This is a genomic window from Maricaulis sp., assembly GCF_015665295.1.
GTDB lineage: Bacteria > Pseudomonadota > Alphaproteobacteria > Caulobacterales > Maricaulaceae > Maricaulis.
On the sequence record NZ_JADFAJ010000011.1, the window covers coordinates 113,259 to 129,539 of the forward strand.

Consider the following 16,281-nt stretch of genomic DNA (forward strand, 5'->3'; position numbering starts at 1 on the left):
TGGATTGCTTTTTACGATGGCCCGCCCGGTCTGAGAGAAAAACCGGACGCGCCCGGGGAGACCATCATGACCAAGCTTTCGACCTGGCTCGCAACCGTCTCTATGGCCGCACTGATTGCTGCCTGCTCACCGCCGCAGGCCACGCCTGACGCCACTCCCGGCGGCAATGGCAGCAGCGCCACCGCAGCCACCACAACCGCACCCGAAACCGCCGCGACCGAACAAACCGAAAGCGAGCGCCTCTACGCCTGGTTCTCCGAACTCTTCGAGGCCGACCTCGCCCGCTCGCCACAACAGCAGACCGGGCTCGGCCGGATTGATGATCTGGGCGCCTATGGGCGCTGGGATGATATCAGCGATGCTGCCGCAGAGGCCGCCCAGCAACGCCGCATCGACCGCCTGGCCCATATGCGTGCGAACTTTGACTTCAACGCCCTGGACCGCGACGCCCAGGTCTCCTGGCGGGTCTTCGAATACCTGCAGGAAACCGGCATCCGCCAGTATGGTTTCCGTGACCAGAATTATGTCTTCACCCAGATGTTCGGCCCCCATACCGGCATGCCCTCGACCCTGATCGGCCAGCACCGGGTCGACAATGCCGCGCACGCCGAGGCCTATATTTCCCGCCTTGGCGGCATCGGACCGATCTTCGACATCCTGATCGCACGCGCCGATGCCCGCGCTGAAGCGGGTGTGATCCCGCCGCGCTTCGCCTTCCAGTACCTGATCGGCAATACGAGCGCCGTGATCACGGGCGCACCCTTTGACGACAGCGACGCCGTTTCGCCGCTGCTGGCCGATTTCACGGCCAAGGTGAATGCGCTGGAAATCGATGACGCCGCCAAGGCCGACCTGATCGCCCGGGGCACCGCGGCGCTGACCGATGTCGTCGGCCCGGCCTATGAGCGCCTGATCGCCATGTTCGAACGTCATGAGCAGATGACCGACGACCGTGACGGGGCCTGGAAACTGCCGCGCGGTGAGGCCTATTACGAAAGCCAGCTTGCCGCCTTTACCACCCTGCCCGACCTGTCGCCGCAAGAGGTGCATGATACCGGCCTCGCCGAGATCGAGCGCATCCATGGGGAGATGCGCGGCATCATGGATGAGGTCGGTTTCGAGGGCTCGCTGCAGGACTTTTTCGAATTCATGCGCTCCGACGAGCAATTCTACTACCCGTCAACCGATGAGGGCCGGGCCCGCTACATGGCCGAGGTCAATGACGTCTTCGACCGGGTCCGCGCGGTCATTCCGGACTATTTCGATACCTTGCCGCGGGGCGAGATGGTGGTGCGCGAGGTCGAACCCTATCGCGCGGCCGGCTCACCGACCGCCTTTTACAATACCGGCTCGCTCGATGGTTCACGGCCCGGCGTCTACTATGCCAACACGCTGAACATGCGGAACCTGCCGACCTACCAGATGGAGACGCTGGCCTATCATGAAGGCATTCCGGGCCACCATTTCCAGCTCACCCTGGCGCAGGAGCAGGAAGGCACGCCCATGTTCCAGCGCTTCCTCTACCTGTCCGCCTTTGGCGAAGGCTGGGCGCTCTATGCCGAGAGCCTGGGCAAGGATATGGGGATGTTCACCGACCCCTACCAGGACTTCGGGCGCCTCGCCTATGAGCTCTGGCGCGCTGGCCGTCTGGTCGTCGATACCGGTATCCATTCGCTGCAGTGGAGCCGCGAGGACGCCATCGATTATCTGCGCGCGAACACCTCCTTCACCGAGGAAGAGATCACACGCGAGGTCGAGCGTTACATCGTCTGGCCGGGCCAGGCGACATCCTACAAGACCGGCCAGATGCGGATCCGGCAGTTGCGGGACTTTGCCCAGGCCGAGCTGGGCGAGGCTTTCGACTACGGCGAATTCCATGATGTCGTGCTGACCAATGGCTCGCTGCCGCTCGCGGTGCTGACCGCGCTGGTCAATGACTATGTCGAACAGAAACGGGCCGAAACGGCCGAATGAGGATCAAGAGGGGTTATATGATGCGCATGTTCCACCTGGCCGCCGGCGTCTCCGCCCTGGCCCTGCTCACCGCCTGCAATGCCGCCGATGACGAGACGGTCGCCCTGGCGCCGACCGCGACCGGCACGGCCACCGAAATGGCCCGTGATGGGGACGCAAGCGACATTGCAGCGGTCGCCGGCGAGGAAACCGAGTCGGATCGCCTGAATGCCTGGTTCCAGGAGGTCTTCGACCGCAATACCGCCCGATCGCCGATGACCCAGACCTTCCTCGGCATGAAGACAAATTACGACCAGTGGTCCGACGCCTCGCCGGAATTCGCGCTGGAGAGCTATGAACTCGGCCAGGCCGATCTGGTCCATATGCGCGAGACTTTCGACTTCGATGCGCTGGACGACAGTGCGCAATTGTCCTGGCGCCTGTTTGAATACAATGCCGAACGCGCCGCCGAGGGCCGGCGCTGGGTCGATCACGGCTATACCTTCACGCCGCGCTCGGGCCCGCACATGAATGCGGCCTCCTTCCTGATCAATAGTCACCGCGTCGACACGGCCGCGGATGCGCAGGCCTATATCGGCCGCCTGCGCAACCTGCCGGCCTATATGGACCAGAATATCGCCAATTCCCGGCGCTCGGCAGAGCTCGGCGTGCTCACTCCGCTGTGGACCTATGAGCCGATGATCACCACGGCCCGCAATATCATCACGGGCGCCCCGTTCGACGATGGCGAAGCCAGCCCGATCCTCGCCGACTTTGTCGCCAAGGTCGCGGCGCTCGAACTGGACGAGGCCGAAGAATCCAGCCTGATCAGCGAGGCGGAAACTGCCCTCACCGAGGCCGTGGCACCAGCCTATGAGCGCGTCATCGCCATGTTCGAGGAACAGGCCCGGTTGGCGACCGAGGATGACGGCGTGTGGAAACACCCCGATGGCGGCGAGTTCTACAACTACCTGCTCAATGGCTATACGACGATGGACCTCTCCGCCGAAGAGATCCACCAGCTCGGTGTCTCCGAAGTGACCCGCATCCATGACGAGATGCGCGGGATCATGAATGAGGTCGGCTTCCAGGGCTCGCTGCAGGACTTCTTCGAATTCATGCGCACGGACGAGCAGTTCTACTATCCCGACACGGATCAGGGCCGCGCCGGCTATCTGGCCGATGCCACGGCCATGATCGACACGATGCGCGAAACCCTGCCGCAAATGTTCAACACCTTCCCGCGCGCCGAAATCGAAGTGCGCCGGGTCGAGCCCTTCCGCGAGGACAGTGCCGGCAAGGCCTTCTATGGCCGCCCGGCACCGAATGGCTCGCGGCCCGGAATCTACTACGCAAACCTGCGCGACATGTCGCTGATGCCGACCTATCAGATGGAAGCCCTCGCCTATCATGAAGGCATTCCCGGCCACCACATGCAGCTGGCCATCATGCAGGAGCTGGAAGGCGTGCCGGCCTTCCGCCGCTTTGGCGGTTACACCGCCTATACCGAAGGCTGGGGTCTCTACACCGAATACCTGCCGCTTGAATACGGCTATTATTCCGACCCCTATTCCGACTTCGGTCGCCTGGCGATGGAGTTGTGGCGGGCCTGCCGTCTCGTCGTCGATACCGGCCTGCACCATCACCGGTGGACGCGCCAGGAAGCCGTCGACTATCTGGCCGAGAACACGCCCAATCCGCAGGGCGATATCGTCGCCGCGATTGATCGCTATATCGTTTATCCGGGCCAGGCGACCGCCTACAAGATCGGCATGCTGGAAATCCTCCGCCTGCGCGGCATGGCCGAGGAAGCCCTCGGCGAGACTTACGACATCCGCGATTTTCACGATGTCGTGCTGACCCAGGGCGCGATGCCGATGTCGGTATTGGAGGAACGGGTGATCGCCTGGATCGAAGGCGAGCAGCACTAGCACAAGGTCTGATAAGACAAACAGGGCCTCCGGTATCGTACCGGGGGCCTTTTTTTTTGCGGCAAGCACGCCGTCCGGCTCTGCACGCTTGTCGCGCCGGAGGCAGGAGGGAGCGGGATGCCGGCGGACACCGGGGTGTCCGTTTGGCTGGTCTGCGGTGTCCGTGGTGTCCCCGGCTGCGCGCCTCCGGGAGAAATGGGAGGGGTTCAGCGATGTTGTTCTCGCCCAAGGACCATCCGTCCACAAAAAACCCCGGCCTGGACCGGGGCTTTCAGTGTGCGAACAAGGCGTGCCGTCAGATCGGCATGCGCAGGATTTCCTGGTAGGCCTTCACCACCTCGTCGCGCACGGCGACGACGGTTTCCAGCGATATTTCGGCGGCCGAGACGGCGGTGACGACGTCGATCAGCTCGGCCTGGCCAGCCGCGCCGGCGGCGGTCATCTGCTCGGCAGCGCCCAAAGCCTGGCTGGTATCGGCAATGGCACCAGAAACCAGCGAGCCAAAATCAAGGCCGGCGCCGGATGATGCCGCGTCCTGGCTCGAGCCCATCGCCGATTGCTGGGCAGAGCGGATAGCAGCCTGGTAGGCCTGTACGGCAGAAAGATCAGCGGCCATGGACTTTGTCCTTCATGAATGGGCTGGCGAGCGCGTGCGCTGTTCTAGCGGCGCAGGAGATCAAGCGCCCGCTCCTGCATGCGGCGGGCATTCTCGATCATGTTGAGATTGGCTTCATAGGTACGCATGGCTTCACGCATGTCCATCATCTCCACGAGCGTCTGCACGTTGGAGTACTGGACATAACCCTCCTGGTTCGCGGCCGGATGGCCGGGATCGTATTCGAGGGTGAACTCGCTCTGGTCATGCGCGACATCGGTCATGCGCACGGCATTGAGGCCGGTGGCGCGGTCGAGCTCGGCTTCAAATATCGGGACCTGGCGGCGATAGGGATCACCGCCCGGCTCGCGCGCCGTGGAATCGGCATTGGCGATGTTCTCCGAGATGATCCGCATCCGCGCGGCCTGCGCGCGCATGCCGAAGGCGGAAATCTGCATCGCGTCTGAGGCGTTACCCATCGGTCACTCCCTAGCGGCCCGGCGCGCGGATTGCCGTCCGCAGCAGGCCGATGCTTTTCTGGTACAGGGTCAGGGCGCTCTCATAGCGCATGCGGTTTTCCTGGGCCCGGACCATCTGTTCCTCGATCACGACCGAATTGCCGTTGACCGTTGTCTCGGAGTCAGGACGTTCGATTGACTCCCACATTGCCGAAGACCCGGTGTCGTCACCAGAGGCCGGAATGTGTCCCGAATCGGTGGTGGCCAGTCCGATCGGGCCGCGGCTCGGGGCGCGCTCGCCAGACATTTGCGAGCGCAGGGCCGAATGGAAGTCGGATTCGTCCAGATCCCGCGGCGTGTAGCCCGGCGTATTCGCGTTCGCGACGTTTTCCGCAATCACCTGCTGGCGATCGGCGTGAAAACTCATCGATTGTCGAAGCAGTGCCAGCACCGGCACGTCATCGGGTCGCATGCGCGAATCCCCTGTGTTGATCAGTATCGAAAGTGGTCCCGCACGGTTAACGGCGGCTTAACCGCATCACCCCACACAGTGGTCATTGATTATGAGGCCGAGCCGCGATGTCCGATATCGTCAACTGGACCAGCTACCTGTTCGCCATCGCCATCCTGGTCGCGCTTCTCGGCGGGTTGGGTCTGTTTGGCTACGCGATCCAGAAAGGCTGGCTCTTGCAGCAAATGACCGGGCTGCGGCAGCTTGGCGGCCAGGACCGCCGCCTCAGGATATGCGAGACGCTGGTCATTGATCCGCGCCGCCGCCTCGTCATCCTGCAAGCCGACGGCACCGAGCATCTCGTGCTCCTGGGGATGGAAGGCGAAACCGTGCTGTCGACCGGTCAGACCCTGTCCGATGCGGTCACGCCCGACACGCTGAAGATGGAACAGCGCGGATGACGGCTCGCAAAGGCTTCTGGACCTGCCTGACCCTCTTCCTGCTCGGCCTGGTGACGCTGGCCGGCTTCCAGGCCGAGGCCCAGACCGTGACGATTGATGCCGGCCAGGAAGGCGCACTCACCGAGCGCGTGCTGCAGCTGATTGCGCTGCTGACCGTCCTGTCGCTGGCCCCGTCCATTGTCATCATGACGACCAGCTTCGTGCGCATCATTGTGGTGCTGTCACTGCTGCGGACCGGGCTCGGACTGCAACAGAGCCCGCCCAATGCGGTCCTGGTCTCACTGGCGATCTTCCTGACCGGCTTCATCATGGCGCCGGTCTTCACCCAGTCCTACGAACAGGGCATCCAGCCCCTGCTCAATGAAGAAATCGAGCTGACCGAGGCGTTCGACCTGTCGACCGGGCCGCTCAAAACCTTCATGCTCAGCCATGTCCGCGAGGACGATCTCGCCCTCTTCATCGACATGTCGCAGCAGGCCGTGCCGGAGACTCCGGAAGAGACCGATTTCTGGATCGTCGCGCCGGCCTTCATGATCTCCGAGCTGCGGCGCGCCTTCGAGATCGGCTTCCTGCTCTTCATCCCCTTCCTGATCATCGACCTGGTGGTCGCCTCCATCCTGATGTCGATGGGCATGATGATGCTGCCCCCCATCGTGATCTCCCTGCCCTTCAAGCTGATCTTCTTCGTGCTGGTGGACGGCTGGCGACTGGTGACGGGATCGCTGGTGCAGAGTTTCGGGACGCTGGGTTGACGAGGGTCGCCAGAGACGCAGAGCGCCAGCCATTTTTCGGCTCGCAATGGTCTGGGTGACCGGGCGTTGAGGCCAGGTCGGAGCGTCTGGATGAGCGGCGCCTCGCGCGGATATGTCCATTGATCGCTTGCCAGCCAGCAGGCCGTACCCGGTCGGGTGGAACCGCGACCTCGCGGCAAGCGATCAATGGAGCAGTGCGCCCCGAAGCGCTTCATCATCAAACGACCGGTCACGCAGAATCTGCGTCCCGCCTTCGCGTGACATCCGTCCGGTACGACTGTGATCAGGGATGCAAGGAAAAGCCGAAGCCCTAGCTCGGGCCGCCGCCATTCACGAAGCGGGCCCGGAAGGGTTCCATGAAGGCGTCCAGCGTGTCGATCGAGGCGATGCGGGAGGCCATGTCAGTGAAGCGGACATTGCCCGGCGTGGCGTCGTCATTGGTCAACAGGCGAAAGGCCGCCGCATGGTCAGTTTCAGCCATGGCTTCGCCGTAGCGCTGGCCGAGCCGGACGGCGCTGGTCGCGTCGCGGGCCAGGCTGTAGGCGATGGCGGCGCGCAGAAGATCGTCTTCCTCGGTCGGGATCAGAGGTGCCGGATCGCTGAAGCGTGTATCCAGAATGCCTTCCAGCCGACGGCCGGCATTGCGCCAGTCGCGCTGCGTCCAGGCGACATCGGCGCGCAGGCGGTCGGCAGCATCGGACTGATCAGAGGCGATCAGCTCGAGCGCCTGTTCGGACCGACCCAGCTCTGACAGGGCGCGGGCCTCGAGCAGGTAGCGCTCGTCGACAAGGGCTTCCGGCAGACCGGCGACACGGGAGCGCCGGATCGTGTTGAGCGCATCTTCGTAGCGGCGGTCCATCAGGTAGACGATCGCCAGATCCGTCGCGACACGGGCCCGGGCGATCGGTTCGCGCAGCCGGTAATCGACCTGGTGCTGCAGGAGTTCGGAGGCCGGATCCAGCAGATCGAAGGCGATCAGGCGATCCGCAAGCCGCCGGATCATCCGGTCGCCATCGGTCCCGATGGGAGCAAGGTGCTGATACTGGTAGAAGATCGCCACAGCCTCGACCGGGTCCATCCGGTCCGCCTCGCCATCGAGGAAGAGGCGGCGGAAGATCGAGACCATGTCCTCGCCGATGCGGCGTCCGGCCTCGGAGCCCGGAAAGCGGGCCTGCGCGGTCGCCATGGTTTCAAGGCCTCCGGCAAAGTCGCCGGCCTGGACATAGAGCTCGCCCAGCGTGCGGACCGTCTCCAGCTCGATCGTATCGCCGCGCCAGCGGAAGCGCAGGTTTTCCAGGCTTTCGATGGCTTCATCGCGGCTGATCCGCTCATCGGCCAGCTGCAGCCGGTAAAGATCGAACAGGGCGCGTGCCTCGACTTCCGGATCGCCGGAATCGGCCAGCGCCTCAAGCCGGTCTATGGCCTGGTCGATATCGCCACTGGCCTCGGCCAGACGCGCGGCAACGTAATTGGCCTCGAGCCGCGACGGCTGGTCCGGGTCGCCGGTTTCAACCTCGTAGAGGAATGCCTGCGCGGCAGACGTATCGCCGAGCTCGAGCGCAGCGCGCGCCTGGGCCACATTGAATCGGGCCCGCCATTCCGGCGAATAGTGATAGGCGGTGGCGACGCCGGTGCTGAAGCGGCGGCGCGCGTCCTCCCAGCGCTCTTCCTCGACGGCAACCATGGCGCGCCACAGGTCGGCGGCGGCATCCCGGGCGAGACCGGAATGGGCAAGGAAACCCTCGGCATCCTCAAGCCGGTGCATGCGGTAGCTGGCAACGCCCTGCAGGGCACGGATGTGCGGATCATTGGCGAGCTCCGGCTCGGTGCCCAGTGCCAGCTCGATCATGCCGAGCGCTTCCGGTGCGAGATTGCGGGCGAGCAGGAAGCGGGCCAGGGCGATCTGCCCGTCCGTTCCGTCCTCCAGGGCCGCGCGGCGAAGGCGCGCCGACCACTCATCCGGGAAGGTGCCGTCGCCGCGCCAGGCGTCGAAATACATCAGGGCCGGCGACGAGATATTGGACAGGACCGACCCGTCCGTGTCGTTGCGGCCGGGTGTTGCGGCCGGGGTCAGATCAAGGCCGCTTGGCCGGCTGACCGCGACGCCGGCACCGATCAGCTCGATCTCGATATCCTCGGCGATTGCCTGCACGGCACCGCCCTGGGCGCTCGGCAGCAAGGCACCGCCGACAAAGTCACGACGGGCCGACAGGCCCTGGACCGGGCCCATGGCGGTGATCACACCGATCTGGTCACCCACCACCGGATCCTCGATCCAGCGGACCGCGTGCGCACTGGCCATATCCATCAGGATCCGGCCCGGCCGGTCACGGCGGGCGTCCCGCCGGACGATGATCGGGCGCGGCGGCGAATCGATGCGTTCGGACAGCACAACAGTCCAGCGATTGCCGTCGAGACGGGCTTCGGCCTGGGAGGTCGAGGGCGCAATGATACGGGCCGCGACATAACCCTCGCCATTGACCCCGGCTGCACTGCGCACGTGACGGCCATTGGTGGCGTCCAGTTCGCGCAGATCCAGCTCGGCATCCGCGTCGAAGACGATCCAGATCGCCTCGCCGCGCCGGAAAACCGCCATGCCGAGCGGTGCGGCCCAGTTGAAGTCAATCCGAAGGTCACCATTGAAATCAGAGACTTCCGCCCGCAACACGCCACTTTCCGGACGCGGATCAGCGGCGGCCAAAACAGGGTCGGACGCGACCGGCACCAAATCCGCGGGAACCGGCGATTCAACGGGCGCTTCCGCAAGCGTCACCGGCGCGTCGACCGGCGCGGGCGCAGTCGACGACGTCCCCGGGCGACGAACAGGTCCACCGCTGACAGGCTCGGCAACGGCGTCTTCGGCGGGCAGGTCTTCATCAGGGGTCTCGCCATTGCTGGCGGCGGCGTCGGAGATATCGGCCAGCTCGGCCATCAAGGTCGCGGCATCGACGAAGGCAGGATCGGGCAGGTCGATCACGACCCGGCCATCCTCGCCCCAGGCCCGAACCTCGACGCCCGGCTCGACAACGAGCCCGAGCACAAATTCATCACCCTCACGGCGCGAAGTCAGCCGGTTCAGGAAGCGCGGCGGTGAGCCGGCCAGCCGGCTCAGATCGATCTCGGCGGGTTCCTCGAAACGGACTTCGGCGGCATTGCCGGTCTGGCTGACCTCGAAACCAACCTCGCGCGGCCACAATAGCTCGATCCGGGTATATTCGGTCGCCTGGCCAACGCGATAACGTACCGGCAGCGCTTCCGCCGGTGGCGGTGGCGGTGGCGGCAGGGCCGCCTGTTCGGCCGCCAGGCGGGCCGCTTCAATTTCGCGCGCCTCGCGCGGCGAGACGATATCGGCCGGACGGGTTCCGCCGACCGGCACGAAATCGATCGCGACCTGGTCATAGCTGGACGAGGTATAGGCATCCACGGTCTGGTTGAGCGCGATCCGCAGGGTCGATCCGTCGGAATCCAGCCGCACCCGCGCGGCCAGCCCGGACAGGTCGGCAACCAGCGTGGAGACATCGGCCTCCAGCGGCTCGCTGAGCCGGGCGATCAGGACGGTATGTTCAATATTGATATCGGCTGTCGGCAGCTGGTCAGCGACGCTGTCGGCATAGTCGATAACAAGGCGCAGGGAATTGTCGCCGCGCTCGACGCTCAGCCCTGCCGGCGTCTGGGCCAGCGCGGTCGAAGCCAGGAGCAGCGGCAGGAAGCTCCCGGCCAGACGGCCCATATGTCTAGCCGCCGTCGGCAATCCGCGCCTCCAGCTCGGCCACGGTCTCCGGCAGGTTGGATCGGCTCGCCATGCGCTCGGTGAGCGCGGCCGCGGCACCGGTATTCATCTCCGCCAGGATGGACCCGAAAACACGCTGCGACATGCGCGAGGCAATCTGCAGCTGGGTTTCCATGTCGAGGGTTGCGATCCGCTCGGACGCGTCACCCGGCTCCATCGCCGAATACCAGGCGACGATGACCGCCATGTCTTCATCCTCGCGCTCGGAAAGCTCGCCGGTCAGGCTTTCGACCTGGGTGCGCAGCTCGTTGAGCTCGGTGATCTTCGTGTCGACGCGCTGCTCCATGGCCAGCATCAGCGCCTCGCGGGTCTCCAGCTCGCGCTCCCGCGCATCGAGCTCGCTCGAGCGTTCGCGCAGGCGGTAGATGACTCGCTCTTCCTCGGCAGTGCGGACACCACTGGCGATACGTTCCGCGAAGGCTGCCGAGACGTCGGTCGGGCTGGGTGTCGGTTCGATCGGGGCCTGCGCAGCATGCTCGGCCGGCATGATCGGCGCATCGCTCTGCGTCGCCTCCCCATCCTCGGCCCGGGCTGCCTCGTCGACGGCAGCCATGGCACTGCCCTGGGCCTCCCACCAGTCGGCGGCGCCATTGGCGATCGACAGGGTCTTGAGTCCCAGCAGGCCGCCCATCAGGACGGCGAGCACGGTGAGAAAGCGAAGGGGTTCGCGCATGGCGCTACCTCACATCCTTGAGATCATTGATGACGCGCGAACCGGCACCATCCGGGAAAATATCGGCGGCGCGGCGGCGCGGCGCACGGGGCTGGGCCATGCGATCGGCCTTGCGATCGGCACTGCCGGTCACCAGGCGCAGCTCGTCAGCCAGGCTCCGCGCTTCGTGGACGCGCTTTTCCAGCACATCGACAGACTGGGCAGTGGCGCGCTCGAGTGCGCCGAGGCTGGCCCGGGCCCGATCGGTTGCCTCATTGAGTGCGATCACCGATTCACGAACCCCGTCCTGGCCCTTCTTCAGAGCGCTGAGACGGCGATCGACGCGCCAGCACATGACGACAGCGACCACAAGCAAGGCGGCGACGAGACCTTCGAAAATCAGGGCGGCGAGTGTCATGCAAACCTCATCATGGCTTTCTTCGCGCCCGGCGAGAGCGGTCCGCTCAGTCGCAGGGCAACATTGTGTCCGATACGGCCCATACGGCCGCGGGTCAGGGGAACCTGGCCGCAACGCAGCTCGACATCACTGGTCGGCGTCGCGTCCAGGAAAAGCGTGTCACCGACTTTCAGGTCAGCCACCGTGCCCAGCGAGACGCGCTGTTCGTCGAGCACGGCCTGGACTTCCATCTTGGTCGACCAGAGCTCGGTCGCCAGGTGACCTTCCCAGATATTATCACGTCCGAACTTTTCCCCCATGAACTGCTGGAGCAGCATCTTCCGGATCGGCTCCAGAGTGGCATAGGGCAGCAAGAGCTCGATTCGTCCGCCGCGGTCTTCCATGTCGATCCGCAGCTTGACGAGAATGGCGGCATTGGCCGGACGGGCGATCGCGGCAAAGCGCGGGTTGGTCTCGACACGCTCAAGGTCGAAATCGACTTCGGTCAGCGGCTGGAAAGCCTGTTTGGCATCCCCCAGCACCACTTCGATCATGCGCTGCACCAGCATGCGCTCGATCGTGGTGTAGGGGCGCCCCTCGATCCGCATGGCCGAAGTACCGCGGCGACCGCCGAGCAGGACATCCACGATCGAGTAGATCAGGTTGGAGTCGACCGTCAGCAGACCGTAATTGTCGAGCTGCTGGGCCCGGAAAACCGCAAGAATGGCCGGCAGCGGGATCGAGTTGAGATAGTCGCCGAAACGGATCGACGAGATATTGTCGAGCGAGACCTCGACATTGTCCGAGGTGAAGTTGCGCAGTGAGGTCGTCATCAGGCGCACGAGGCGGTCGAAGACGATCTCGAGCATCGGCAGACGCTCGTAGGAGACCAGGGCGGAATTGATGATGGCGCGAATGCCCGACTTGTCGGCCGCATCATCATCGGACAGCGAGAAGCCCAGCAGGCTGTCGATCTCGTCCTGGTTGAGGATGCGTTCGGCGCCGCCACCGACCGTTGGAAGATCCTGGTCATCGTCCTCGGCGCCAACCATGGCTTCCCATTCGGACGCCAGGTCGAGGTCGTCTCCGTCCTCGGCCATGGCCTCCCATTCGGCCGCCAATGCATCTTGGTCCATATCGTCAGACATGTGCGTGCTTTCCGTTGGTCCTGGCTGTCCTAGTCGACAATCATGAATTCCTGGATCCAGACCGCGTCGATCTCGGCCGGTTCAATGGCGAGATTGACCCGGCGCAACAGTTCCAGCTTGACGCGGTGCATGCCGGTCGACCCGTACAGGTCGTCCTCACGCAGCTCGCGCAGGAACATGATGAACTGGTCCATGATCGGGTCGACATGCTCCTCGAGGATCGGGCCGAGATCGGCACGGCTCGACTCGAAGGTGATCTTCAGCTGAACGATGACCGGGCGACCGGTCGAGGACCGGATGTTCGTGGTGATGGTCTCTTCCGTCCCGTCACCCTCGCGCAGGTCATAATAATATACTTCTTCGCTGGCGTGGGCATCAGCCGCGCCGTGACCGTCTCCGGCCTCGCCATGACTGGCGTCCGCATGCTGTTCCTCATCGTCGCCTCCACCGGCAAACATCATGAAACCGCCTACGCCAGCGAGCAGCAGGATGAGGACAGGCAGACCGATAAAAAGAACCAATTTCAATGGGTTCTTCTTCGGCTTTTCTTCGCCTTCGGCCTCGTCGTCGATGTCGTCGTTCTCATCAGCCATCTTCGGGCTCCCGTTCGGGGGAATCGCAGGGGCCTATTAACGGCGAGCGCGGTTAACGTTTCGTAGTGATCGGACGCGACCCGGCAACTTCTTCCCAGTGCTGTGACGGTCTTTGCCGGAAAGGCTTGCCGGTCTTTTGCCCACCCTCCCGTCAACCCTTTGTTTTCCATCAAAATTAACCTTGGCACGCCGCATGCAGCTTGTCGGGCAACTGCCGCGCAATGACGACGGCGGACCCCAGGCTCCAGAAAGGAACCGCCCGATGGACAACGCAATGATGATCGGCCTCTCGCGCCAGATGACCCTTCGCCGGTCTATGGATGTCGTGGCCAACAATATCGCCAACGCCAACACCGCCGGCTTCAAGGTTGAATCCCTGCTGCTGGAAAATCGCGCTGCGCCAACCGCCGAACACGCCGACGGACCGTCGGACGTCCAGTTCGTGAACACGTGGGGCATGGCCCGTGATTTCCGCCAGGGTGAACTCGCCTTCACCGGCCGTGAATTCGATCTCGCGATCGACGGTGAGGGCTTTTTCGCCGTTGAAGCCAACGGCGCCGAGCAATTTACCCGCGACGGACGCTTCCGCCTCGACGGTGCCGGCCAGCTGGTTGCCTCCGACGGTGCACCGGTGCTGGATGCCGACACGCGCGGCCCCATCCTGATCGATGCCTCGCTCGGCCCGATCGAGTTCGTCGACGGCGGTGCCGTCGTACAGAATGGACAGCAGATCGGCCGGGTCGGCGTGTTCGAGATCGCCAATCGCGCCGAGATGTCCAAACAGGGCAATGGCCGTTACGTCATCCCGCCGAGCGACGATCCTGCGGACGCTCCCCAGCCCATTCTCGATCCGGGCGTGCGTCAGGGCTATGTCGAACAGTCCAACGTCCAGTCGATCCTCGAACTCACCGACATGATGGCTGTCATGCGCAGCTACCAGTCCGTCTCGAAATTCCTTGAACAAGCAGAAGATCTGAGCAAGCGCGCCATCGAGCGCCTCGGCCGGATCTGATCGGAGGAGAACGAATATGCGTGCTCTCACCACCGCCGCCACCGGCATGCAGGCCCAACAGCTCAATGTCGAAGTGATCTCGAACAACCTGGCCAACATGAACACCACCGGGTTCAAGCGCCAGCGGGCCGAGTTCCAGGACCTGCTCTACCAGAACGTCCAGCAGATGGGCATGGATAGCTCCGACGCCGGCACCATCGTGCCGACCGGTGTCCAGGTCGGCCTGGGTGTCCAGACCGCCTCGATCTACCGCATCACCGAACAGGGCGCCCTGTCGAACACCGGCAACCCGTTTGACCTGGCGATCTCCGGCCATGGCTATTTCCGGGTCCAGATGCCCGACGGTTCGGACGGTTACACCCGCGCCGGCAATTTCTCGATCAGCCCGGAAGGCGAACTGGTCACGACCGACGGTTATACCGTTGCGCCGGGCATCGCCATTCCGCAGGGCTCGCGCGAAATCGCCATCAACGCCCAAGGCCAGGTGCAGGCGCTGATCGATGGCCAGGTCGATCCGCAGACACTGGGTCAGCTCGAGCTGGCAACCTTCTTCAATGAAGCCGGCCTTGAAGCCCGCGGTGACAATATCTTCCTGGAAACCGCCGCTTCGGGGGCAGCCGCCACCGGCACACCGGGTTCACCCGGCTTCGGTTCGGTCCGCCAGGGCTTTGTGGAAACCTCGAACGTCAATTCGGTGTCCGAGATCACCGCCCTGATCCAGGCGCAGCGCGCCTATGAAATGAATGCCCGCGTCATCACCGCTTCGGACGAGATGATGGCCGCTTCGTCCAACCTTCGCTAACGGGAGCGCTAGATGATCCGCACAAGCCTCATCGCCCTCGCCTGCCTCACCACGGCCCCGTTTGCGAGCTCCGCAGCATTGGCCGCCGACACGGTCGTGCTGCGGGAAACCATCCGCGTCGACAGCGCCCATATCACGCTGGGCGACCTGTTCGAGATCACCGGACCGCAGGCCGACATCGTCGTCGCCCGCGCGCCGGCCCCGGGCAGCCGTACGGCGCTGGACGTCAATTATGTCCGCCGCATCGCGCTGGAAAACGACCTCGACTGGGCCAATGCCTCGGGCATGCGCCGCCTGTCAGTGGAACGCGCCAGCCGCGTGGTGACGGCGCAGACGCTGGCCGATATCCTGGAAGGCGAGCTGTTCGCCTCCGAGGGCCGCGTCCATGACGTTCAGCTGTCCAATACGGCGATGGCGCTGCATGCCCCGCTCGACAGCACGGGCGGACCGGAGATCCACGATCTCACTTTCGACAGCCGCTCCGGCATGCTCGCCGCCGAGATCGCGCCCTATCACGGCGCCGCAGCCGTCCGCGTCACCGGCCGCGCCTATGCCACGATCGAGCTGCCAGTGCTGGCCCGTCCGGTCGGCGCTGGCCAGGCGATCACCGCCGGTGACATCACCTGGATCAGCCACCGGGCCGATCGCATCCGTCCCGATGCCATCCTCGACCCGTCCGAGCTGATCGGGCTGGAGACCCGTCGCGCCCTGCGTCCGAACGAGCCGATCCGCGGCTATGACCTGCAGCGTCCGCTGATGGTCGAGCGCGGCGACCTCGTCACCTTGATGTTCGAAGTACCCGGCATCCAGCTGACCGTGCGTGCGCGTGCCATGGAAGATGCCGCCGACGGCGAGGTCGCGCGCTTCGTCAACCTGCAATCCAATCGTACGGTCGAGGCCCTCGTCGATGGCCCGGGCCGGGCCCGCGTCGGCACCTCGCCGGTCGCAAGCTTCTGATCGAGGAAGTCACATCATGATCCGCAAGTTCACCGCCCTCGTCCTCGCCGCCCTCGCCCTGCAGGCCTGCGCCACCGACCGCCTGTCCTATGTCGGCCAGGCTCCGCCGATGACGCCGATCCAGAATCCGGCCGAGCTGGCCGGCACCGGCCCGTCACAGCTTCCCATGCCGATGCCGCGCATGCCGCAACAGCGTTATGCCAGCAACGCCACCGCCAACAACTCGCTGTGGAACGCCAATTCGCCGACCTTTTTCGGTGACCCGCGGGCCGACCAGGTTGGCGACATCGTGACGGTCAACATCAACATTTCCGACAGCGCCCAGCTGA

Annotated in this window: 16 protein-coding genes; 8 read left to right on the top strand and 8 right to left on the bottom strand. The window is 64.5% G+C overall.

Annotated elements, in window-relative coordinates; translation table 11 throughout:
* Nucleotides 1-66: 66 nt before the first annotated feature.
* Both QZZ02_RS05705 and QZZ02_RS05710 read left to right on the top strand, forming a co-directional pair.
* Nucleotides 67-1,974: a DUF885 family protein gene (locus tag QZZ02_RS05705; protein ID WP_291842945.1), complete on the top strand. Its 1,908-nt coding sequence runs from the start codon at nucleotides 67-69 to the stop codon at nucleotides 1,972-1,974.
* Between the two features lie 20 nt (nucleotides 1,975-1,994).
* The gene (locus QZZ02_RS05710) at nucleotides 1,995-3,884 is read left to right on the top strand and encodes a DUF885 family protein (RefSeq protein ID WP_291842946.1); all 1,890 of its coding nucleotides are present in this window, start codon (nucleotides 1,995-1,997) and stop codon (nucleotides 3,882-3,884) included.
* Nucleotides 3,885-4,179: 295 nt separating this feature from the next.
* On the opposite strand, the gene fliE is transcribed toward QZZ02_RS05710, so the two are convergent.
* The 3 genes from fliE to flgB are packed head-to-tail and all read right to left on the bottom strand — an operon-like array spanning nucleotide 4,180 to nucleotide 5,409.
* Nucleotides 4,180-4,500 carry a flagellar hook-basal body complex protein FliE gene (fliE, locus tag QZZ02_RS05715; RefSeq protein WP_291842947.1) on the bottom strand — a complete coding sequence of 107 codons (321 nt, stop codon included), beginning with the start codon at nucleotides 4,498-4,500 and terminating at the stop codon, nucleotides 4,180-4,182.
* Nucleotides 4,501-4,544: 44 nt separating this feature from the next.
* Entirely contained in the window at nucleotides 4,545-4,958 is a 414-nt protein-coding gene (flgC, locus tag QZZ02_RS05720; protein ID WP_291842948.1) for a flagellar basal body rod protein FlgC, read from the bottom strand.
* Between the two features lie 10 nt (nucleotides 4,959-4,968).
* Nucleotides 4,969-5,409 (bottom strand): flagellar basal body rod protein FlgB, encoded by a 441-nt coding sequence (gene flgB / locus QZZ02_RS05725; RefSeq protein ID WP_291842949.1) that lies wholly within the window; start codon nucleotides 5,407-5,409, stop codon nucleotides 4,969-4,971.
* A 107-nt stretch (nucleotides 5,410-5,516) separates the two neighbouring features.
* On the opposite strand from flgB, the gene QZZ02_RS05730 reads away from it, so the two are divergent.
* Entirely contained in the window at nucleotides 5,517-5,849 is a 333-nt protein-coding gene (locus QZZ02_RS05730; protein WP_291842950.1) for a flagellar biosynthetic protein FliO, read from the top strand.
* A gap of 56 nt (nucleotides 5,850-5,905) precedes the next feature.
* The gene (gene fliP / locus QZZ02_RS05735) at nucleotides 5,906-6,601 is read left to right on the top strand and encodes a flagellar type III secretion system pore protein FliP (protein WP_366511506.1); all 696 of its coding nucleotides are present in this window, start codon (nucleotides 5,906-5,908) and stop codon (nucleotides 6,599-6,601) included.
* Between the two features lie 310 nt (nucleotides 6,602-6,911).
* Here the strand turns inward: fliP and QZZ02_RS05740 are convergent, their stop codons facing one another.
* Genes QZZ02_RS05740 through QZZ02_RS05760 form a run of 5 tightly spaced genes read right to left on the bottom strand, consistent with a single transcriptional unit; the run spans nucleotide 6,912 to nucleotide 13,181 of the window.
* Nucleotides 6,912-10,331, bottom strand: a complete 3,420-nt coding sequence (locus QZZ02_RS05740) for a hypothetical protein (protein ID WP_291842953.1) — start codon at nucleotides 10,329-10,331, stop codon at nucleotides 6,912-6,914.
* Between the two features lie 4 nt (nucleotides 10,332-10,335).
* The gene (locus tag QZZ02_RS05745; protein WP_291842954.1) at nucleotides 10,336-11,064 is read right to left on the bottom strand and encodes a hypothetical protein; all 729 of its coding nucleotides are present in this window, start codon (nucleotides 11,062-11,064) and stop codon (nucleotides 10,336-10,338) included.
* 4 nt (nucleotides 11,065-11,068) lie between these two features.
* The gene (locus tag QZZ02_RS05750; RefSeq protein ID WP_291842955.1) at nucleotides 11,069-11,461 is read right to left on the bottom strand and encodes a DUF6468 domain-containing protein; all 393 of its coding nucleotides are present in this window, start codon (nucleotides 11,459-11,461) and stop codon (nucleotides 11,069-11,071) included.
* On the bottom strand, nucleotides 11,458-12,588 hold the full coding sequence (gene fliM / locus QZZ02_RS05755; RefSeq protein WP_291842956.1) for a flagellar motor switch protein FliM: 1,131 nt from the start codon (nucleotides 12,586-12,588) through the stop codon (nucleotides 11,458-11,460). The genes QZZ02_RS05750 and fliM overlap by 4 nt, the downstream gene beginning before the upstream one ends.
* A gap of 29 nt (nucleotides 12,589-12,617) precedes the next feature.
* Entirely contained in the window at nucleotides 12,618-13,181 is a 564-nt protein-coding gene (locus tag QZZ02_RS05760; protein ID WP_291842957.1) for a flagellar basal body-associated FliL family protein, read from the bottom strand.
* A gap of 262 nt (nucleotides 13,182-13,443) precedes the next feature.
* On the opposite strand from QZZ02_RS05760, the gene QZZ02_RS05765 reads away from it, so the two are divergent.
* From QZZ02_RS05765 to QZZ02_RS05780, 4 genes are all read left to right on the top strand, one after another.
* Complete coding sequence (locus QZZ02_RS05765) at nucleotides 13,444-14,193, top strand: flagellar hook-basal body complex protein (RefSeq protein ID WP_291842959.1); 750 nt, start codon at nucleotides 13,444-13,446, stop codon at nucleotides 14,191-14,193.
* 16 nt (nucleotides 14,194-14,209) lie between these two features.
* Complete coding sequence (gene flgG / locus QZZ02_RS05770; RefSeq protein WP_291842961.1) at nucleotides 14,210-14,995, top strand: flagellar basal-body rod protein FlgG; 786 nt, start codon at nucleotides 14,210-14,212, stop codon at nucleotides 14,993-14,995.
* Nucleotides 14,996-15,007: 12 nt separating this feature from the next.
* Entirely contained in the window at nucleotides 15,008-15,952 is a 945-nt protein-coding gene (gene flgA / locus QZZ02_RS05775) for a flagellar basal body P-ring formation chaperone FlgA (protein WP_291842962.1), read from the top strand.
* Between the two features lie 16 nt (nucleotides 15,953-15,968).
* Nucleotides 15,969-16,281: flagellar basal body L-ring protein FlgH (locus tag QZZ02_RS05780; protein ID WP_291842963.1), on the top strand; the 313-nt coding region annotated here is incomplete at its 3' end.